This window comes from Chitinimonas sp. (assembly GCF_036568685.1).
GTDB lineage: Bacteria > Pseudomonadota > Gammaproteobacteria > Burkholderiales > Chitinimonadaceae > Chitinimonas.
Window position 1 is genome coordinate 1 of sequence record NZ_DATCSC010000058.1, and the last position, 19,308, is coordinate 19,308.

A 19,308-nucleotide genomic window follows, 5' to 3' on the forward strand; every position below is an offset into this window, starting at 1 on the left:
TTTCTGACCATAGGTGTGATGTTGGCGAGCTTGCTTGCCACCGAGGCCTATGCCCTGGTTCACCTCAAGAGCGTGCTGCTGGACGGGCGGCGGGGGGAGCTGCATTCGGTGGTGAACGCGGCCTACAACGTGGCGCGGGACTTCCAGCAGCAGGCGGCGGCGGGCAAGTTGCCGGCGGATGAGGCCAAGAAGCGGGCCATGGCCGCGATCAAGCAGATGCGCTACGGCGGCAAGGATGGCCGCGAAGGGTATTTCTATATCTTCGACGTGCGGGGCGTGCAGGTGATGAGCGGGGGCAAGCCGGAGAACGACGGCAGCAATCGCTGGGACATCAAGGACAAGGAAGGCAACTACACCGTGCGCGACATCGTCAACGCGCCCAAGGATGGCGTATCGGGCGAGGTCTACGGCATTACCGCCAAACCCGGGTCCACCTTACAGGTACCCAAGCTGCAGTTCGTGATGCTGCTCAAGGAGTGGGAGTGGGCCATAGGCAGCGGGGTCTACCTCGACGATGTGGACCAGGAGTTCTATTCCGTGGCCCGTACCTCGGCTGCCTTTATCGTGGTGCTGTTGATCTTGATCACCGCCTTTGGCCTGGTGCTGGCCCGCAATATCCTGCGCCAGGTCGGGGGTGAGCCGACGGAGGCGATCAAGCTGATGAACGCGGCGGCGCAAGGGGATCTGTCCATCCAGATGCGGGCGGCAGAGGAGGGCAGCATGATGTCTTCCTTCGGCATCATGGTGGCGGCCATACGTGACGTGGTACAGGGCATACAGGGCCGTACCCTGCAGCTCGACGGCACCATCAAGGAGGTCAGTGCCGAGGCTGAGCTGGTAGCGGGCAAGGCCGCCATGCAGACCGACAATACCTCGGCCGTGGCGGCTGCGATCGAGCAATTGGCGGTCAGCATCGGCCATGTCTCGACCTCGGCCAGCGATACCAGCCATACCGCCGAGGACTCCGCCAACCAGGCCAGGCAGCAGAGTGGCCATGTCCGCCAGGTCAGCGACGATATCCGAGGGGTAGCCGATGCGGTGAACGATGTATCGCACCGTATGAGCCACCTGGAAAACAGCGCCAGCCAGATCGGCACCATCGCGGCCTCGATCAAGGACATCGCCGAGCAGACCAACCTTCTTGCGCTCAATGCCGCCATTGAGGCAGCCCGGGCCGGCGAGGCTGGGCGCGGCTTTGCGGTCGTGGCGGACGAGGTGCGCAAGCTGGCGGAGCGGACCGCCACCGCAACGGTGGAGATCGAGACCCAGCTCTCGGCGGTGCGGACCGAGGCATCGGACGCGGCGGCGGCCATGCAGAACGTTCTGCCCCGCGTGGCCAAAGGGGTCGAAGCATCTGCGCAGACAGTGGATGCGCTGGAGAGCATGCGCCAGAACGCCGACCATATCCTGGTCAGCATCAAGGAAGTCGCCAATGCCACCAAGGAGCAGACCACCGCCTCCACCCTGGTGGCCCAGTCGGTCGAAAAGATCACCCATATGGCCGAAGATACCGGCGTCTCGACCCAGCGCACCCTCAAGCTCACCCGCCAGGTGAACCAGATATCGAGCGAGCTCTCCAGTCTGGTACAGCGCTTCCGCCTGGGTGGCTGAGCCGGGCTGGCTGACCAGCGGTTGGCCTGCTAGGCTAGGCCGTTCGGATCGTGCTGATGAAAGCTAGCCATGGATAGCAAAGGCCTGCAGTCCCGCCTCGCCGCTTTTGCGGCGGAGCGGGACTGGGAGCAATTCCACAACCCCAAGAACCTCGTCATGGCGCTCTCGGTCGAGTGCGCCGAGCTGGTCGAGGAGTTCCAGTGGCTGAGCGAGGCCGAGGCGGCGGATGCCATGGCCCACCCCGAGCGTGCCCAGCGGATACGCGAAGAACTGGCCGACGTGACGGCCTACCTTCTGCGCATCGCGGACAAACTGGGTGTGGACCTGGAAGCCGCCTTGCTCGACAAGATGGCCAAGAATGCCGAGAAGTACCCGGTCGACGCCTTCAAGGGCTCGGCTCGCAAGTACAACCGCTGAACCCCGCTAGAAACTGGTTTCCAAGTAGCTGTAGATAAAGTTGGAGCCACCGTTGACGTTGCCCAAGAGCTGCGAAGAGGCAAAGATGCCCGAGCGGTGCGAGACGCCGACCCCCAACCAGGTGGTCTTGAGCGAGCGGGCGCGGAAGATGTCACCGACGTTCACGTCTATGGTCGGATCCAGGTAGTTGAGCAGCCGCGAGGTGGAGCGGTTGCGAGCTGCCTGGCTGGAGACCTCGTCGTAGGGCACCCGCTCGGCAATGGATAGGCCGAAGCCCATGCCTACGCGCGTGCGTACCCAGTCCCGCCAGGGGAAGCCGTAGTAATAGCCCTTCATGAACAGATCGAACTGCAGACCGTTGCGCTGCAGGCCCTTGTCGTCGTGGTAGACCACGCCACCATAACCGATGAAATCCAGCGGCCAGCCATTGAAACCTTCGACGAAGGACTTACCCAGGTAAAGGCCGGTGATACTGGTAGGGTGTTCCTTGTTGGTGTCGTGGCACTTGAAGGTCATGATGCGCGCCAGGTGACAGCCTTCGGCCGAGGCCTTGCCGTGGAAGACCCGCACATAGGTGGGTGTGCGCTCGCCGGCCCAGCCGTCGCGGTAACTGCCAAAGTCGTAGACCGCACCCAGGGAGATCGTTGGGTCTGAACCTTGCCGCACGATGCTGCTGCGCCTGACCTTGCTGTCCTGGCGAGTGGTGGCGATGCCGCCCAAGAGGCGCCAGTTCTCGGTCAGGTCATAACTGCCGTAGAGGCCCACGGTGGTATTGAGGCCGGCACCCGGCTCGTAGGCCGGGCGGGTGGCGGTGGCTTCTTCGGGGCGTACGCCATAGTAGTAGTTGTTCAGGCGGGCATCACGCCAGCTCAGGCTCAGGCTGGGGCGGAGCGCCAAGCGGCCTGAGCGCCAATCATAGTTGTAGCTCAGGCTCAGTTCATTACCTTTCGAGGCATTGCTGATATCGCGCTGCACGGCCAACTGTAGCCCGCCCCAGTCGCCGCGCATCCGGTATGAGAGTCCGGCGTCGAAGCCGGCACTACGCGGCGAGAGGCCTGCCAGCTCGGGTGGGATATCGTCCTCCAGCAGGCCGTCGAAGCGCCGCTCGATAAAGAAATCCAGCCGCTCCTTGTCGCTGGCCTGTAGTTTCATGCCGAAACGGCTGGCGTGCACGAAGAACCGACTGCCTTCGTAGAGGTAGAGCGGCACCAGGTCGTAGCGCACACCGCTGCCCACATAGGGGGTCTGTTCGACTCTTGCAACCAACCCCAGGCCGGCACTACCGGGAGTGTCGAGCACCCCGGTCAGCAGGTCCGGCCCGGCCTGTGCCGTTACGGCGGCTAGCGTACTCAGACAGGGCAACCACCAGTTTCTCTTGTGACATGACATGCATATTCCTCCTGCAAACGACCTGTTCCGGTCGCGCGCATCGCGCTGCGACGTCTGTTCCATACTAGACCGCACAAACCCTGGGGCACGGTGGCGGCGTACAATACCAGCCTGCCTCCTGCCGGATCGTTGCCATGTCCGAATCTAGCGCCACGCCACCCTCGCCCGCAGCGCCTTCCCTGCGTCAACTCTTCCTTGGCTTTCTGGTCCTCGGGCTGTCGGCCTTCGGAGGGGTGTTGCCGCTGGTTCGCCGTAGCCTGGTGGAGCAGCGGCGTTGGCTGAGTGCAGAGGAGTTCTCTGAGTTGCTTGGGCTTTGCCAGTTCCTGCCCGGCGGCAATGTGATCAACCTCTCGGTGGCGGTCGGCATGCGCTTTCGCGGCCCCTTGGGTGCCTTGGCAGCGTTGCTGGGCCTGATCGGTGGCCCTTCCTTGGTGGTGATCGGCCTGGGCGTGCTGTACCAGCACACTCATGAGGACCCCCGGGTCAGACATCTGTTCACCGGCCTCGCTGCCGCCGCGGCCGGCCTTTTGGTGGCCATGGCGCTGAAGATGATACTGCCACTGCGTGGCCGGCCTGCCGCCATGCTGGTAGCGGCGCTGGGCTGCGTATTGATCGCGGTACTGCGAGTACCACTGCTGCCGGCCATGCTGGCGCTGACTGGCCTCAGTGTCTTTATTGCCTACCGGAGCGAGCCATGACCGACACCTTGTGGACCATGGCCCTTTTGTTCGGGCAGCTCTCGCTACTGGCCTTTGGCGGCGGCAACACCATCTTGCCCGAGATGCACCGGCAGGTGGTGGAAGTACACCACTGGATGAGCTCGGCCGAGTTCAGCGCGCTGTTCGCGCTGGCTCAGGCGGCGCCTGGCCCCAATATGATGGTGGTTACCCTGGTGGGCTGGCATGTGGCCGGCTGGCCGGGCGTGTTGGTCAGTTCCTTGGCCAAGTTCGGCCCTTCCTCCCTGCTCACCATGCTGGTGATGCATGGCTGGGAGCGTTTCAAGGATCGCCCCTGGCGGCGCAAAGTGCAGGCAGCCTTGGTACCGGTGACCGCTGGCCTCGTGGCATCCAGTGCCATCCTGATCTGCCAGGCTGCCAATGGGCTGCAGCCGGTGCTCTGGGGCATTACCGCCGCCTGCGCGGTGCTCGCCTGGCGCAGCAGTCTGCACCCCCTCTGGTTGTTGGCGGGCGGCGCCGTGGTGGGTTGCTTGGGCGTGGGCCAGGTCTAGCCCGGCCCGTCACCTACCTCAGGGCCAGATGCGGTGCGCCTTGCCCTTGGCGGGCGCTGTAGCCTTGGGTTCGGCGGCTGGCGTGGCCGGCGGAGCCGCTTCGACGCTGACCGGGCCATCGGGGCGGTCCCCCAGCAGGTAGCGTGGGCCGCTGCCGTATTGCTGGGCAATATCGCCAGGGTTATAGAGCTTGCAGGTCTTCAGCGAAAGGCAGCCGCAACCAATACAGGAATTGAGCTGATCGCGCAGGGCGGTCAGCGCATCGATGCGGGCCTGGATCAATGGCCGCCAGGAGCGCGACAGCTTTTCCCAGTCGGACTTGGTCGGTGTGCGCTGTTCGGGCAGGGTGTCGAGTGCGGCGCGGATGTCGGCAAGGCTGAGCCCCAGTCCCTGCGCCACGCGGATAAAGCCTACCCGGCGTAGCGTCTCTTGCGCGTACTGGCGTTGTCCGCCAGCGGTGCGGGTGCTGCGTATCAGGCCTTCGTCCTCGTAGAAGCGTAGGGCACTGGCCGCCACGCCGGCGCGCTTGGCGAAGTTGCCGATGGTCAACAGGGTTTCAGCCATGATGGTCTCCATGTAAGGCGCTACTTAGTTTTAAGCTGGCTTGAACTTTTCTTAGCGGGCGATTTTCCGGATGGCGGGCAAGTTGGCAAGCCATCTTCACCAAAGCGGCCGATCCGGTTGCGTAAATCACCGTCCGTCGCCGCCTTGTAGTTGAAATATTCCGGTCTTTTTCGGTGGCTAGAGTAGGGCGCCATGACCATCCGCCACCCTGTATCCGGAACGAGCCCGATATGATCTCCGTGGCCCAAATGCTCAGCGAGCGCTTTCCTGCCTTCGACCGCAAGCCGCTCTTGTTCAGGAAGGCGGTGGTCGGTTTGCTGCGGCTCTTGTTGTGCGAACGCCGCATCAACGACTTTATGCGCTTTGCCGATGGGCATAGTGGGCTGGACTTCAACGACTGCATCATCGAATACCTCAATGTCCGCTACGGCGTATTGGGTCATGAGCACATTCCAGCCAACGGGCCGGTGGTGATCGTCGCCAACCACCCCCTGGGTGCGCTGGATGGTTCCGCCCTGATCCAGCTGGTCAGCCAGGTGCGGCCCGACGTGCGCATGGTGGTCAGCGACGTGCTGCTGCAGTTCGGTCCGGCACGCGACATCCTCCTGCCGGTCGATAATCTGAGCGGCCGTTCCAATCGCAGCAATGTCGACGGTATTGATGCTGCATTGGCTCGTGGCGAGGTGGTCATCATCTTTCCCAGTGGCGAGGTCTCGCGCGCTACGCCGCGCGGTATACGCGACGGCATGTGGCGCACCGGCTTTCTGCGCGTTGCTGCCCGCGCCCGCGCACCTATCCTGCCGGTGCATATCGACGGGCGCAATTCGCTGGGCTTCTATGCCTGGTCCATGCTCTACAAGCCCATGGCCATGCTGCTGCTGGCGCGCGAAATCTTCGGCAATCATTCGATCCGCCTTCCTATCACCATAGACCGACCTATCCCTTGGGAAGAAGTGGAAAGCTGGCAGCTCAGCCAGCCGGCTGCGGCGGCCCAGCTGCGGCGGCATATCTACCGGTTGCGACCCAACCGCCGCAAGCGCCGCGCGCTCTTGAACCAGGCGGCGCTGGGTAAGCTGCGTATAGTGCAATAGCACTTGCAATTAGGCAGGGCCTGGCGGTAAATGGGCGATTGTTCATACTCAAGCCAGGTCCAAGCCATGCTTCAGGTCCACCATCTCGATACCTCCCGCTCGCAGCGCGTGCTCTGGCTGCTGGAAGAGCTGGATGTGCCTTACGAGATCGTCCATTACAAGCGCGACAAGCGGACCATGCTGGCTCCGCCCGAACTGAAGGCGATCCATCCGCTGGGCAAATCGCCGGTGATCACCGACGGTGCGGTTACCGTGGCCGAATCCGGCGCGATCCTGGAGTACCTAGCCGAAACCTATGGCGACCGCGCCCAGGGCGATTTGGCGCAGCTGCTGCCAGAGCGCGGTTCGGCCGCCTACCGGCAGTGCCGATTCTGGCTGCACTATGCTGAGGGCTCGCTGATGAACTGGCTGCTGCTCAAGCTCGTATTCCAGAGTATTCCGCGCCAGCCCATGCCCTTCTTTGTCCGACCCATTGCCCGCAAGCTGTGCGCCCAGGTGCAGGCCAAGCTGGTCGATCCCAATCTCAGTACCGCGCTGGCCTTTATCGAGCAGCACCTTGCCAGCCACCATTGGTTTGCCGGTGAGCAACTGAGCCTGGCCGACTTCCAGATGAGTTTCGCCATCGAAGCAGCCCTGTCGCGAGCCGATGGGGCGACAGCCTACCCCAGGCTGCAAGCCTATCGTGACCGCATGGCCGCCCGTCCGGGCTACCAGCGGGCGTTGACCAAGGGTGGCCCGGTGGTGATCAATGCTTAAGTTGTCTAAGGTTTGGCCCTGTGCCGGCTTGCTGCTGGCGGTGGCGCAATCGGCCTGGGCTGAGCAGACGGTTTGCTATGCCTTCGAGCGCACTTTCCTGGCCGAGTGCGGTGCCTGTCCTGCCGGTGCGGAGCTGGTCAGCGGCCCCAATAAGCCATTGGCGGGTTGCAAGGCCGCGCCCTTGCGCGACCCGCGCTTGATCAGCCAGGAAGAAGGCATGGCCTTGTTGCCGGGCGCGGCACGTAAGCGTATCGGCGGCTGGCAGTCGTCGGATGTGCCGTCGCCACCCGCTGCCGAGCCGGCCGCTGCACCCGCGCCGCCGGCCGCCGTGCCCAAGCGGACTGCGCCTCGGCTCTCTTTCAGGCTGCTCTCGAACTAAGCACCTGTTCCCTGTGTACAGGCTCGCAGCCACTCCTCCACCGGCATGGGGCGGGCAAACAGAAAGCCCTGCATGGCATCGCAACCATGCTGGGCCAGGAAATCTGCCTGTTCCGGTCTCTCCACGCCTTCCGCCACCACCCGTAGGCCCAGGTGCTTGGCGGTGGCGATGATCAGCTCCACGATGGCGGTGTCCGAAGCATTGCCCGGTGTGTCCTGCACAAAGCTGCGATCTATCTTGAGCTCCTGCAGTGGCAGGCGCTTGAGATAGGCGAGGCTGGAGTAACCGGTACCGAAGTCGTCGATCGAAAAGCGTATGCCCAGCTCGGCCAGCGTGCACATCTTGCGTATGGTGTCGTGCAGGTCACGGATCAAGAGACCCTCAGTCACCTCGAGCACCAGCAGGCTGGCAGGCGCCCCGGTCTCTGCCAGCACGCCGCGCAGCCGCTCGACAAAGTCCGGTTCGTGGAATTGCTGCGGGCTGACATTGACCGACAGCGGCAAGGCGTGCCCCCGCTCGACCAGCCGCACGATGCTGCGGCAGCCCTCCTGTAGCGCCCAGTGGCCCAGACGCAGGATCAAACCGGTATCTTCGGCAATGGGGATAAAGGTCGCCGGGGAGATAAAGCCCCGTTCCGGGTGGTGCCAGCGCATCAGCATCTCGGCGCCGATGGTACGTCCGCCACGGTCGACCTGGGGCTGCAGATACATCTGCAGTTCGTGCCCGCCCAGTGCCCGCTCCAATTGGTGCTGTATGCCCAGCCGCTCCTCGATCTCGGTCTGCATGGCTGCCTCGAAGTAGGCGATGCGGTTGCGACCGCCCACCTTGGCCCGGTACATGGCCATGTCGGCCTCGCCCAATAGTTGCTCGCCGGTCTGCCCCTCGCGCGGGAACAGGGTGATGCCTATGCTGGCGCCAGTGTGGTGGCGCTGGCCGTGGATCTGGAAGGGGCGGGTCAGGGCGGTGCGGATCTTCTCGGCGATGGCCATGGCGGCGACCGCGGCTTGCTCCAACTCCTCGGCCAGCTGGGGGACCAGAACCACGAATTCGTCGCCACCCAGGCGGGCCACCGTATCTTCGGTACGCAGAAGCTCGGCCAGCCGCTCCGCCACCGCCCGCAAGAGGCTGTCGCCCACGCCGTGGCCACGCGCGTCGTTGACGTGCTTGAAGTGGTCCAGGTCCAGATACATGACGGCACCGACGCAGCGTTTGCGGCGCCCGGCGGCCAAGGCCTGCGCCAACCTGTCCATCAGCAGGCGACGGTTGGGGAGGCCGGTCAGCACGTCGTAGTAGGCCAGGCGGTGGATATCCTCCTCGGCCTTTTTACGTTCGGTAATGTCGCGCTGGATCATCACGAAGTTGCTGCAACGGCCATCGGCTCCAAAGATGGGGGTGATGTCCAGCTCCAGCCAGAAAGCGCTGCCATCCTTGCGATAGGCGACCACCTCAGCCCGTACCGGGACTGGCAAGCGCAGCTGGCTCCGGATGCGCTCGATCTCCTCGCGGTTGGTCAGCGGCCCCTCCAGGAGCTTTAGGGTCTGGCCCAAGGCTTCTTCACGCTGGTAGCCGGTACGCTGCTCGAAGGCGTGGTTGACGAAGACGATGGTTGGGCCTGGCTCGTCCACCGGCTCGGCGGCGGTGATGACCACGATGTCGTTGAGGTGGGATACCGCAGCATCGGTCAGCCGCAGGGCCTCGTTGGCCTGGTGCAGCAAGGCCTGCTCGGCTTCCAGCGAACGGGCTGCGGCATCGCGTCCGGCCAGGGTCAGCCGTAGCCCCTCCAGCAACACGGCGGCCGAGACGGTGAGGATGACGCTGACCAAGCCGAAGTTGATGGCCACCGCCAGCCACTTGAGCGCCGGACTGCCATTAAAGCCACCAACGTGCAGCGGCAGGTCGGCCAGGTAGCCGACCAGTGGCAGGGTGAGGCAGGTCAGGGCCAAAGTGACCCAGCCGGCCCGCAGACCCAGCAACAGGGCGGCCATGACCGGGCTGGCCAGGAGGTAGATCTGGCTGACCGGGCCGACGCTGAACAAAAGGCTTAGCCCGATCAGGTACAGCACGGCCAGGAAGTGGGCTGCGCGGGTGCGGTAGGCCAGGGTACGGCGGCGCCACAGTACTCCAATCCAGGCCAGGGCAATGACATCGGTCAGCAGCAAGGACCACAGCCCTTGCTGCAGCGCGTAGACGATATTGGGCAGCGCTGCGCCGGTGCCAAGCACCAACACGGTGAGCAGGACGTTGGACAGCACCCGTTCGCGCCACTGGTCCAGGCTGACCGGCACGTTTCGTGTAGCGAACAGCTGTTGACGGATACGCCGCAGCATAGGCCTGCCCGAGCCCTCAGAGGTCGGCGCATTGTCCGACCGGTCAGTGAACTATAGACAGGGCTTTCGGCGAGAGGGGCTGCGGCTGTCGGCTGCGTGCGGGGTAGGTCGGCTACCTCCAAAGAGTGAGTGGCAAGCTGCCAGATGGCGGGATTCGGTTTGTCCTGCGCCGACGTAGGCTGCTGGGGTGCCGCTGGAACATCCAGCGTGACCAATACCAACAAGACCTTCCCGTCCCAGGAGCCCCGTATGAAACAACTGACTACCGCCTTTGGCGCACCCGTCGCCGACAATACCAATATCCAGACAGCCGGCCCGCGCGGCCCGGTACTGCTGCAGGACGTCTGGTTCCTGGAAAAGCTGGCCCACTTCGACCGCGAGGTGATCCCCGAGCGGCGCATGCACGCCAAGGGAGCCGGTGCCTACGGCAAGTTCACGGTCACCCACGACATCACACGCTATACCCGCGCCAAGCTGTTCTCGCAGATTGGTAAGCAGACCGATCTGTTCGTGCGTTTCTCGACCGTGGCCGGTGAGCGTGGCGCGGCCGATGCCGAGCGCGATATCCGCGGCTTTGCGGTCAAGTTCTATACCGAGGAAGGCAACTGGGACCTAGTAGGCAACAACACCCCGGTGTTCTTCCTGCGTGACTCGCTGCGCTTCCCGGATCTCAACCATGCGGTCAAGCGCGATCCACGCAGCGGCCTGCGCAGCGCGCAGAGCAACTGGGACTTCTGGACTCTGCTGCCCGAGGCGCTGCATCAGATCACCATCGTGATGAGCGAGCGCGGTATTCCGCGCAGTTACCGCCATATGCACGGCTTTGGCAGCCATACCTTCAGCTTTATCAATGCCGCCAATGAGCGCTTCTGGGTCAAGTTCCACCTCAAGACCCAGCAGGGTATTGCCAACCTCAGCGATGCCGAGGCCGAGGCGGTGATCGGCAAGGATCGCGAGAGCGATCTGCGCGACCTCTTTGAGAGCATCGAACGCGGCGACTTTCCGCGCTGGAAGCTGTTCATACAGGTCATGCCGGAGCGGGAGGCGGCCGGCTACCGCTACAACCCCTTCGACCTCTCCAAGGTCTGGCCGCACCAGGATTACCCGCTGATCGAAGTGGGTGTGCTGGAGCTCAACCGCAACCCGGACAACTACTTTGCCGAGACTGAGCAGGTGGCCTTCAACCCGGCCAATATCGTGCCCGGCATCGGCTTCTCGCCGGACAAGATGCTGCAGGGACGGCTGTTCTCCTATGGCGATGCGCAGCGCTACCGCCTGGGCGTGAACCATGCATCCATTCCGGTGAATGCCCCGCGCTGCCCCTTCCATAGCTATCACCGTGACGGTGCCATGCGGGTGGACGGCAATGCCGGCGCCACCATCGGCTACCAGCCCAACGGCCAGGGCGAATGGGCCGACCAGCCGGACTTCCGCGAACCGCCGCTGGCGCTAGAGGGGCTGGCGACCAATCACCCACAGGACGACGACCACTACTCGCAACCCGGTGCGCTGTTCCGTCTGATGACACCGGCGCAGCAGCAGGTACTGTTCGATAATACGGCCCGCTCGCTGGGCGGCGCCTCGCGCGAGGTACAGGAGCGGCATATCCTTGCCTGCGGCAAGGCCGACCCGGCCTACGGTAACGGGGTAAAGGCGGCGCTGGCTGCCTTGGTCGGGAAGTAAGCACCGTTGCGCTGAAACAGGTGGCCCCAGGCGGGGCCACTTTGTTTCAGACTTCGACCGCGGCTTTGACCCGCTGCATGTCCATGCGCCAGTTGGTGGCCCAGCTCTGGCCGCCATCGCGCGAGAAGGCTTGCTGCCAGCTGGCGCTGCCTGGGCCGGACTGGGTCCAGGTATAGCGGACCCGGATGGCGTGGCCTTCCAGTTCGTCGTCGCCCTCGAAAATACCGACCCCGTCGATAAAGCTGCCAACCACGGGCGGCAGGAGCGAGCCGGTCTGCGGGTCCAGCCCGCCATCGCGGTTGCTGAGCCAGTAGATGCTCCACAGCCGGGTGACGGGGCTGTAGACCCTGAGCGACATGCCGGTGAAGCCGGGTCGCCAGCCGGGCGATTCGAAACTGTCGTAATTGCCTATGCCGCCCGGCAGCGGGTGGGCCGCCATGCTGGCCTCGAATTCTTCCCACTCGGCCTCATCGGTCCAGTAGTTCTTGCGCTTGCGGTTGCGGATACGCCATTCGCCCATCAGGAAATCAAAGTCGCGCGAGCCGTCGGGGAGTGTCTTGCCATTCATGATGTGCTGCTCCTTGTTGGGGTGGGGTGAATCGTTGCAGGCCATCGCAGACCGTCCAGCCGGCAGCGAGGATAAGTACCGCCCCGACCATGCGGGCGATGGCGGTATTGGCGCGCGGCGCGGTCTGCAGCCAGCCGCGTACCTGGGCGGCGAGGATGGCGAGGGCACCGTAGACGGCGAACTGGGTGGCGGCGGTGATGACGCTGAGTACCGAGGCCTGCGCCCAGACCGGCGCCCCATGGGGCCGGATGAACTGCGGAAAGATGGCCAGCATGAAGAGGTAGGCCTTGGGGTTGAGCAGGCTGGTCAGGACGGCGCGGCGAAAGCTTGCCAAGGGGGTGCGGGCAGCGTTGGCGGCGACCGGTAGCACCACGCTGGCGCTCTGGATCAGCGACCAGCCTATCCAGGCCATATAACCGGCACCCAGGCACAGCATGAGCACGAAGGCTCCGGGTAGCAGGCTCAGCAAGAGGCCTACGCCGAGCGCGCCCATGACCATATGGCAGACCCCGCCGGCCATGATGCCGGCCACTGCGGCGAGGCCGGTGCGGCGCCCGCCGGTCATGGCGCTACCCATGACAAAGGCCATGTCCATGCCGGGTAGCACGATCACGCCGAATACCAGTACGAAATAAAGCCAGAGATTGGCCTGGTCCATGGTCTTGCTCCTCTGTGTGGTCTGTGCCGTTCCGCGGCGGTTGGGAGCAATCTACGGTGCATATAGGGCAGAAACCGCCCTGATTTGGTATTACAGTGACGGCATGGCAAAACCGACCCACCGCTTACTGGCCTTGCTCGAGATCCTGCAGACCCACGGACTGGTCGCCGGCAGTGAACTGGCGCGCCGCCTGGAGATAGACCCGCGCACCCTGCGGCGGGACATGGCGCAACTGGAGGAAATGGGCATACCGGTCGTGGCCGAGCGGGGGCGGGATGGTGGCTACCGCTTGATGCACGGCTACAAGCTGCCGCCCATGCTGTTCAGCAATGAAGAAGCGCTGGCTCTGGCGCTGGGCCTGCTGGCGGCCCGTAGTCTGGGCCTGGCGGAGGCGGCGCCGGCGGTGAGCAGCGCCGCCGCCAAGCTGGAACGGGTATTGCCGCCCCAGTTAAGAGCCCAGGTCAGGGCGGTGGGGGAGACGGTGCGGCTGGATCTCTCGCAAGCCGGACCTAGCGAGGACAATGAGGCCCTGGTGGTGTTGAGCGCGGCAGCGCAGGCACAGCAAAGGGTGCACCTGCACTACCGTGCGGCCGGGCAGGCCGACAGCGAGCGGGACTTCGATCCCTATGGGCTGGTGTTCCGCAGTGGCCGTTGGTATGTGGTCGGCCATTGCCACCTGCGGCGTGACCTGCGCTCCTTCCGGCTCGATCGCATCGTCTCGGTCAAGCCGGTACCCGCGAGCTTTCTGCGCCCGCAGGACTTTGACGCCCTGGCTTACCTGGCAGAATCGGAAGCGACCTTGCCGCGCGCCCATGCGATCAAGGTGCTGCTGCACGCCACCCTGGATGAGGCACGGCGGGAGGTCTACAGCGCGTTGGGCCTGCTGGAAGCGACCGAGGCTGGCGTGGTGCTGCATAGCCAGGCCGAGACGCTCAGCTGGATGGCGCGGCAGCTGGCGCAGTTGCCCTTCCCGGTCACCGTGCTATCGCCACCTGCGTTGAATGAAGCGCTACGCGAGCATGCCCAGCGGCTGCTCATGCAGGCCGGGACTAACTAGCGGGCTTGTTGGTTACGCGCATACCGCTGTGCGAGCACGGCGCAGACCATGAGCTGTAGCTGGTGGAAGAGCATCAGGGGCAGCACGATCATACCTATGGGGTGGCCGGCGAAGATCACCTTGGCCATGGGTACACCGCTCGCCAGGCTCTTCTTGGAGCCACAGAACACGATGGTGATCTCGTCCTCACGGTTAAAGCCCAGCCAGTGGCTGGCCGAGCGGGTGAGCAGCAGGATCAAGCCCAGCAGGATGGCATTGACCAGCAGCAGGCCCAGCAAGGCACCCGCACCCAGTTGCTGCCACAGGCCCTGCATGACCGCCGCGCTGAAGGCGGTGTAGACCACCAGGAGGATGGAACCCTGGTCCACGAATTTGAGCAGGGCCAGGTGCTTGTCTACCCAGCCACCTATCCAGCGGCGGGCGATCTGGCCGGCCACAAAGGGCAGCAGCAGCTGCAGCACGATATTCAGCACCGCCCCTTGGTTGTCGCCAGCTCCGCCATTGGCGCGGAACAGCAGGCCCACCAGGAGCGGGGTGAGAAAGATGCCCAAGAGGTTTGAAGCCGACGCACTGCAGATGGCGGCCGGTACATTGCCGCGTGCCATGGCGGTGAAGGCGATGGAGGACTGCACCGTGGAGGGCAGTACGCACAGGAACAGAATGCCCAGGTAGAGGTCGGGCGTGACCAGCGGTGTAAGCAGCGGCCGTAGTGCCAGTCCCAGCAGGGGGAACAGGGCGAAAGTGGCGGCCAGCACGGTCAGGTGCAGGCGCCAGTGGGTGGCGCCAGCTATGACAGCCTCGCGCGAGAGCTTGGCGCCGTGCAGAAAGAACAGCACCCCCACCGCGAGATTGGTGATCACATTGAAGGCGCTGGCACCCCAGCCATGGCAGGGCAGCAGGCTGGCCAGCAGCACGGTGGCCAGGAGGGCCAGGGTGAAGTTGTCGGGAAGCAGGCGGGAGCGGGGCATGGTAGGTCCGATGGATGGGCTGGCTGTGACTACCCTTTGGACTGGATTGAACCCCAGGCTCATATAGAATACAAATTCATCGGTATTATCAATCTATGTGAATTTGTTATGAATATCACCTTCCAGCAGCTCAAGGCCTTTCTGGCGGTGGCGCAGCACCGGCACTTCAGCCGGGCGGCCGAGGCGCTGGCGCTGACCCAGCCCGCCGTCAGCCGCAGCGTACGGCAGCTGGAAGCGGAACTGGGCTTCAAGCTCCTGGACCGTACCACCCGCGAGGTGGTGCTGACCGAGGCTGGCAAGCGGGTGGCGGCCTCGGTCGGCCGCAGTCTTTCGGAACTCGAACAGGCACTGTTCGACTCACTGCATCTCAATGAAGGTTTACGTGGCAGGGTAAGGATCGCGACCAGCCCGACCATATCGGCCAACCTGATGCCGCAATGCATTGTGCAGTGCGGCCAGCAGTACCCCGAGATCGAGATTGCGCTGCATGATCAGGTACAGCGCTTGGTGTTGGCTGGGGTACAGGGCGGTGAAGTGGACTTCGGCGTGATCATCGAGCCGATGGCGCCTAGCGAGCTTGAGTGCGAACCTATCCTGGTCGAGCCCTTCTTGTTGGTGTGTGCCGCAGATCATCCACTGGCCCGGCGGGCGACGGTCGATTGGCAGGCACTGAGTGGTGAGGCCCTGGTACTACTGGACTATGCCTCGGGCAGCCGGCCCTTGATCGACCGAGCCTTGGCGGCGCAAGGGGTGCAATACAGGGTGGCGCAGGAGGTGGGGCACTCCACGACCGCTTTCAAGATGGTTGCAGCCGGGGTAGGGGTGAGTGTGCTGCCGGCACTGGCCCTGCCGCTACCGGACCATGAGGCCCTGGTGGCGCGGCCTCTGGTGCCGGCGGTCAATCGCACCGTGATGCTGGTCAAGCGCAAGAACCGCTCGCTCTCAGCGGCGGCCGAGACGGTCTGGCGGCTGATACGTGAGCGGGCCGCCGAGTTCGAGCGGGCGCGCGGCCGGTAGGCCTAACGACCTAGCGCTTTACGCAACCGGGCCAGCAGGCCGCTGCTGGCGGTGGCTCCGGAGGCGACTTCCTCCGGCCGTACCGCGATGGCGGCTGGCTGTTCGGGTACCACATCCTGGGCGGGTGCCGCCCAGGTCTCGGCTGCGCTTTGTGCTGCCCAAAGGTCAAAGACATCGGGCTCGCTCTGCTTGATTAGCGGATGATCCTGCGCCAGCAAGGGGCGCACGGCCTCGATGATGGCTTCGCGCGCCAGTCGCGGCGGCAGCAGCGGGGTCTGGCTTTGCCACAAGGCACGGGTGAGCGCCTGGACCATGGGCATGCGCTCGGCCAACTGCTCGCTCAGCTTCTCGGCGTGGGCCAGCAGGATGGTGTCGCGCATCAGCGGCGAGAAGTACTGCCCCATGGGGTCGCCTTCCCAGAAGATCTCCTGCTCGCGCAGATGTTCGCCGCCCAGCACGGCGGCGTGCAGAAAATCCTTGTCCAGTGCCCGGCCGTGCTCATCGTAAAGACCATGGTGCTGCTGCCAGTACATGGCCATGGCCAGGGTGGCGCAGGCGATGTCGCGACGATGCGTGCTCTCATGCCGCAGGCGGGAATTGCCACGGTATTGACCGTACATGCCATCGACGCCGATATGGTCGGGCGCATAGCCGTGGCGTATGGCGGCGGCAGCAAGGCCGGCCTCCAGGAGGCAGGCGGTGGCCATGGCGCGGGGGCGGTAGACCAGCCACTCAGGAAAGGTCGGCACATGGCTGGGCAAGCCCAGCGGATCGGTACCGGGCAGGGCGCCGGCCACCACGATCTCGATGCCGGTGTCACGCAGCAGGGTGGTCACGCCACCGTGGCTGGTGTCATCGAGCAGGTCGGCATCTTGCAGGGTGGCGTAGAGCTCGGGGCTGACTTCGACAAAGCGGGTAGTAGGCGCCTCTTCGACAACACGGCGCAGCGATTCCAGGGTGGTGCAGTTCAAGGCATGTAGTCCAGGTACGGCGGGTGGCGAGGCGCGATATAAGCACGCCCCTGTAACTGCGCGGTATTCGTTTGGTAAACAAATGTAAGCAGGCTGCCGTGGCTCGGCGGGTACGGGTATTGGACGACCGTACAAGCATCATTCTACTACAGCTCGGCAGCCGGCCCGCGCCGTACAAACCCTCAGCAAGCGAGCGGTTTGCAAGTCGATGACGAGCCGCTAAGATGGCCGCTCCATCAATTGAGTTGGCCATGCCGATGTAAACCCTGTTCGACACGTAAACGTCCGACCGACCGCTCCCGCCTGGGAGGGTTTGTCTTTTCACGCTTGCTTGTTACGCAACAGGATATCGACATGACCTATCTGCCAACGCCGCAGCCCGCGGCGCATACCGACCTTGCCCATTCCGAGGAATACTTCGGCGCCTACCGCGACTATTGGTGGAACGCTGACTTCCTTGCCCTGATGGCCCGCCGCTGGAGTCTGGCTGACTGTCGCAGCCTGCTCGATGTGGGCTGTGGCCAGTGCCACTGGAGCCGCGCGCTGCTACCTCACTTGCCCGCGGGGATGGCCGTCACCGGCCTTGATCGCGACCCCAAGTGGGCGGCCGGCGAGCCCGGCCTGTTTCGTTACTTCGCCGCCTATGGCGCCACCCTCACGCTGGCGCAGGGGGAGGCCACGGCGCTGCCCTATGCGGACGCGAGCTTTGATGTGGTGACCTGCCAGACGGTACTGATCCATCTGCCCGACCCGCTGGCTGCGCTGCGCGAGATGCGCCGCGTAGTACGGCCCGGCGGCTGGGTGATCTGTGCTGAACCGAGCAATCTGGCCAATGCCGCAGCCTTTACCGCGGCAGAGTTCGACCTGAGCCCGGCTGAACGGCTGGATGCCTTCCGCTACCGCCTTTTGTGTGAGGCCGGCAAACGGCTGGCTGGGGAGGGCGACTCCTCGCTCGGCGATCAATTGGCCTGGCTCTTTAGTAGGGCGGGCTTTGACCAGATTCACAGCCATCTCTCGGACAAGGCCGGACCGCTTTTACCGGGTACAAGCGACCCCGAGTCGCAAGCCAACCGTATGGAGCTGCACGATTGGCTGACGCCCGAGCGCAATGCGCTATGGGATAGCCAGGTGGCACGCTGGCTGCCGTACCTCGGCGTCGAGGACGCCGACTTCGTCCGCCGCTATACCGACGAGCGACCGGAGCGGCATGCCCGCTTGGCGGCGCTGCTCGCTACCGATGGTTACTGGGATGGCGGCGCCAGCCTGACCTACCTCGTCTCTGCTCAGCGCTAAGCCCCAGGGCGGGCCAGCCTTGTAGCTGGCCCGCCCTGCTGCCTCGCTTACCACCTACCGTTCGTCGCCACTTCGTCGATGGTTCAGGAAATCGCTTGACCTATTAAATTACGATCATCATATAATTTACTCAAGCATTACGAACGTAATCTAATTGATCGGATAGCAGTCAGCCCTCCCAGGCTGCAGCGGCCGGATCGAAACCACACCTCTATCAAGGAGCATGACCATGACGACGCAAACCCAGAACCTCGGCAAGGCACTGATCACCGGCGCATCCACCGGCATCGGTGCCGTCTACGCAGACCGCCTCGCCAAGCGTGGCTACGACCTGATCCTGGTGGCCCGCGACGAAAACCGCCTGCAGGCCCTGGCCCAGCGCCTGCGCGCCGAGACCGGCGTGCAAATTGAAGTGATCAAGGCCGATCTGACCAAGCGCGCCGACCTGGCCAAGGTAGAGAGCCGCCTGCGTGAGGACGCCGGCATCAGCCTTCTGCTCAACAATGCCGGCATGAGTGTGGGCGGTAGCTTTGTGGGTGGCGATGTGGAGCAGTACGACACCATGCTGCAGCTGAACATCGTGGCGGTGATGCGTCTCGCCAGTGCCGCTGCGGCCACGTTTGCCGCCAAGAAGCAGGGCACCCTGATCAATGTCGCCTCGGTGCTGGCCTTGGCGCCCGAGCTGTTCGACGGCGTTTACAGCGGCACCAAGGCCTTTGTGCTCAATATGACCCACGCGCTGCAGCGCGATCTCTCGCCGCTGGGCGTGCGCGTACAGGCCGTGCTGCCGGGCGCCACCCGCACCGAGATCTGGGAACGCTCGGGTACCGATGTGGACACCCTGCCGGCCGGCATGGTGATGGGCGTGGACGATATGGTGAACGCCGCCCTGGTCGGCCTCGATCAAGGTGAAGTCATCACCATCCCGCCGCTGCAGGAGATCGCCGACTGGGACAACTACCTGCAAGCGCGCCTGGCACTGGCACCCAAGCTGTCGGTGAGCAAGCCTGCCGCTCGATATACGAAAGCGTAATGTGAAGGGGTAGTTCGGGCGCCCGGGAAACCCGTGCGCTCACGGTTGGCGAGTACTGAGGCAGCGGCTTACGCCTGATTGAGTCCCTGCCCCTCCGCCCCGCCCGCCGGCGGGGAACCTCGCTGCGCTCGTCAGCGCATTGAACGACCAACAGTTCTTGCTGCAATCAGGTTCATCGCAGCTATGGTAGGGCGGTGTTGGCGAACGGCCGGGGGAGTGGGTACCCCCGGCCGTTTTGCTTTGCACACATCGCGGGGCAGGGTGCTACACGCGGGCGGCGATTGGGCGATAATGCAGG

19 protein-coding genes are annotated in these 19,308 nt (G+C 64.3%); 12 read left to right on the forward strand and 7 right to left on the reverse strand.

The window, feature by feature from the left end:
• On the forward strand, positions 1-1,611 hold a 1,611-nt coding region (locus VIM95_RS09335; RefSeq protein ID WP_331984917.1), incomplete at its 5' end, for a methyl-accepting chemotaxis protein.
• Between the two features lie 69 nt (positions 1,612-1,680).
• On the forward strand, positions 1,681-2,028 hold the full coding sequence (locus VIM95_RS09340; RefSeq protein ID WP_331984919.1) for a nucleotide pyrophosphohydrolase: 348 nt from the start codon (positions 1,681-1,683) through the stop codon (positions 2,026-2,028).
• Between the two features lie 6 nt (positions 2,029-2,034).
• Here VIM95_RS09340 and VIM95_RS09345 read toward each other — a convergent pair whose 3' ends face one another.
• Complete coding sequence (locus VIM95_RS09345; RefSeq protein WP_331984921.1) at positions 2,035-3,417, reverse strand: MipA/OmpV family protein; 1,383 nt, start codon at positions 3,415-3,417, stop codon at positions 2,035-2,037.
• Positions 3,418-3,551: 134 nt separating this feature from the next.
• On the opposite strand from VIM95_RS09345, the gene VIM95_RS09350 reads away from it, so the two are divergent.
• The gene (locus VIM95_RS09350) at positions 3,552-4,115 is read left to right on the forward strand and encodes a chromate transporter (protein ID WP_331984923.1); all 564 of its coding nucleotides are present in this window, start codon (positions 3,552-3,554) and stop codon (positions 4,113-4,115) included.
• Positions 4,112-4,645, forward strand: coding sequence for a chromate transporter (locus VIM95_RS09355; protein ID WP_331984925.1), 534 nt, complete (start codon positions 4,112-4,114; stop codon positions 4,643-4,645). The genes VIM95_RS09350 and VIM95_RS09355 overlap by 4 nt, the downstream gene beginning before the upstream one ends.
• A gap of 18 nt (positions 4,646-4,663) precedes the next feature.
• Here VIM95_RS09355 and soxR read toward each other — a convergent pair whose 3' ends face one another.
• Complete coding sequence (gene soxR, locus VIM95_RS09360; RefSeq protein ID WP_331984927.1) at positions 4,664-5,209, reverse strand: redox-sensitive transcriptional activator SoxR; 546 nt, start codon at positions 5,207-5,209, stop codon at positions 4,664-4,666.
• A gap of 230 nt (positions 5,210-5,439) precedes the next feature.
• Here soxR and VIM95_RS09365 point away from each other — a divergent pair, with 230 nt between their 5' ends.
• From VIM95_RS09365 to VIM95_RS09375, 3 genes are all read left to right on the forward strand, one after another.
• Complete coding sequence (locus VIM95_RS09365; RefSeq protein ID WP_331984929.1) at positions 5,440-6,300, forward strand: 1-acyl-sn-glycerol-3-phosphate acyltransferase; 861 nt, start codon at positions 5,440-5,442, stop codon at positions 6,298-6,300.
• Positions 6,301-6,366: 66 nt separating this feature from the next.
• On the forward strand, positions 6,367-7,056 hold the full coding sequence (locus tag VIM95_RS09370) for a glutathione S-transferase (protein WP_331984931.1): 690 nt from the start codon (positions 6,367-6,369) through the stop codon (positions 7,054-7,056).
• Positions 7,049-7,435, forward strand: coding sequence for a hypothetical protein (locus tag VIM95_RS09375; RefSeq protein WP_331984933.1), 387 nt, complete (start codon positions 7,049-7,051; stop codon positions 7,433-7,435). The genes VIM95_RS09370 and VIM95_RS09375 overlap by 8 nt, the downstream gene beginning before the upstream one ends.
• Here VIM95_RS09375 and VIM95_RS09380 read toward each other — a convergent pair.
• Complete coding sequence (locus tag VIM95_RS09380) at positions 7,432-9,762, reverse strand: putative bifunctional diguanylate cyclase/phosphodiesterase (protein ID WP_331984935.1); 2,331 nt, start codon at positions 9,760-9,762, stop codon at positions 7,432-7,434. The genes VIM95_RS09375 and VIM95_RS09380 overlap by 4 nt on opposite strands.
• A gap of 249 nt (positions 9,763-10,011) precedes the next feature.
• Here VIM95_RS09380 and VIM95_RS09385 point away from each other — a divergent pair, with 249 nt between their 5' ends.
• Positions 10,012-11,445, forward strand: a complete 1,434-nt coding sequence (locus VIM95_RS09385; protein WP_414648507.1) for a catalase — start codon at positions 10,012-10,014, stop codon at positions 11,443-11,445.
• Positions 11,446-11,491: 46 nt separating this feature from the next.
• Here the strand turns inward: VIM95_RS09385 and VIM95_RS09390 are convergent, their stop codons facing one another.
• Positions 11,492-12,013: a hypothetical protein gene (locus VIM95_RS09390; RefSeq protein ID WP_331984937.1), complete on the reverse strand. Its 522-nt coding sequence runs from the start codon at positions 12,011-12,013 to the stop codon at positions 11,492-11,494.
• Positions 11,973-12,671 (reverse strand): LysE family translocator, encoded by a 699-nt coding sequence (locus VIM95_RS09395; RefSeq protein WP_331984939.1) that lies wholly within the window; start codon positions 12,669-12,671, stop codon positions 11,973-11,975. The genes VIM95_RS09390 and VIM95_RS09395 overlap by 41 nt, the downstream gene beginning before the upstream one ends.
• Before the next feature lie 103 nt (positions 12,672-12,774).
• On the opposite strand from VIM95_RS09395, the gene VIM95_RS09400 reads away from it, so the two are divergent.
• Positions 12,775-13,728, forward strand: coding sequence for a YafY family protein (locus VIM95_RS09400; RefSeq protein ID WP_331984941.1), 954 nt, complete (start codon positions 12,775-12,777; stop codon positions 13,726-13,728).
• On the opposite strand, the gene VIM95_RS09405 is transcribed toward VIM95_RS09400, so the two are convergent.
• Positions 13,725-14,696 (reverse strand): bile acid:sodium symporter family protein, encoded by a 972-nt coding sequence (locus VIM95_RS09405; RefSeq protein WP_331984943.1) that lies wholly within the window; start codon positions 14,694-14,696, stop codon positions 13,725-13,727. The two genes, VIM95_RS09400 and VIM95_RS09405, sit on opposite strands and share 4 nt — an antisense overlap.
• Before the next feature lie 108 nt (positions 14,697-14,804).
• Here VIM95_RS09405 and VIM95_RS09410 point away from each other — a divergent pair, with 108 nt between their 5' ends.
• A complete protein-coding gene (locus tag VIM95_RS09410) occupies positions 14,805-15,713 on the forward strand; it encodes a LysR family transcriptional regulator (protein WP_331984945.1) in 909 nt (302 codons plus the stop codon).
• A gap of 2 nt (positions 15,714-15,715) precedes the next feature.
• Here VIM95_RS09410 and VIM95_RS09415 read toward each other — a convergent pair whose 3' ends face one another.
• The gene (locus VIM95_RS09415; protein WP_331984947.1) at positions 15,716-16,684 is read right to left on the reverse strand and encodes a hypothetical protein; all 969 of its coding nucleotides are present in this window, start codon (positions 16,682-16,684) and stop codon (positions 15,716-15,718) included.
• A 354-nt stretch (positions 16,685-17,038) separates the two neighbouring features.
• On the opposite strand from VIM95_RS09415, the gene VIM95_RS09420 reads away from it, so the two are divergent.
• The gene (locus VIM95_RS09420; RefSeq protein ID WP_331984949.1) at positions 17,039-17,977 is read left to right on the forward strand and encodes a class I SAM-dependent methyltransferase; all 939 of its coding nucleotides are present in this window, start codon (positions 17,039-17,041) and stop codon (positions 17,975-17,977) included.
• Positions 17,978-18,206: 229 nt separating this feature from the next.
• Positions 18,207-19,010 carry an SDR family oxidoreductase gene (locus VIM95_RS09425; RefSeq protein ID WP_331984951.1) on the forward strand — a complete coding sequence of 268 codons (804 nt, stop codon included), beginning with the start codon at positions 18,207-18,209 and terminating at the stop codon, positions 19,008-19,010.
• Positions 19,011-19,308: the final 298 nt, after the last annotated feature.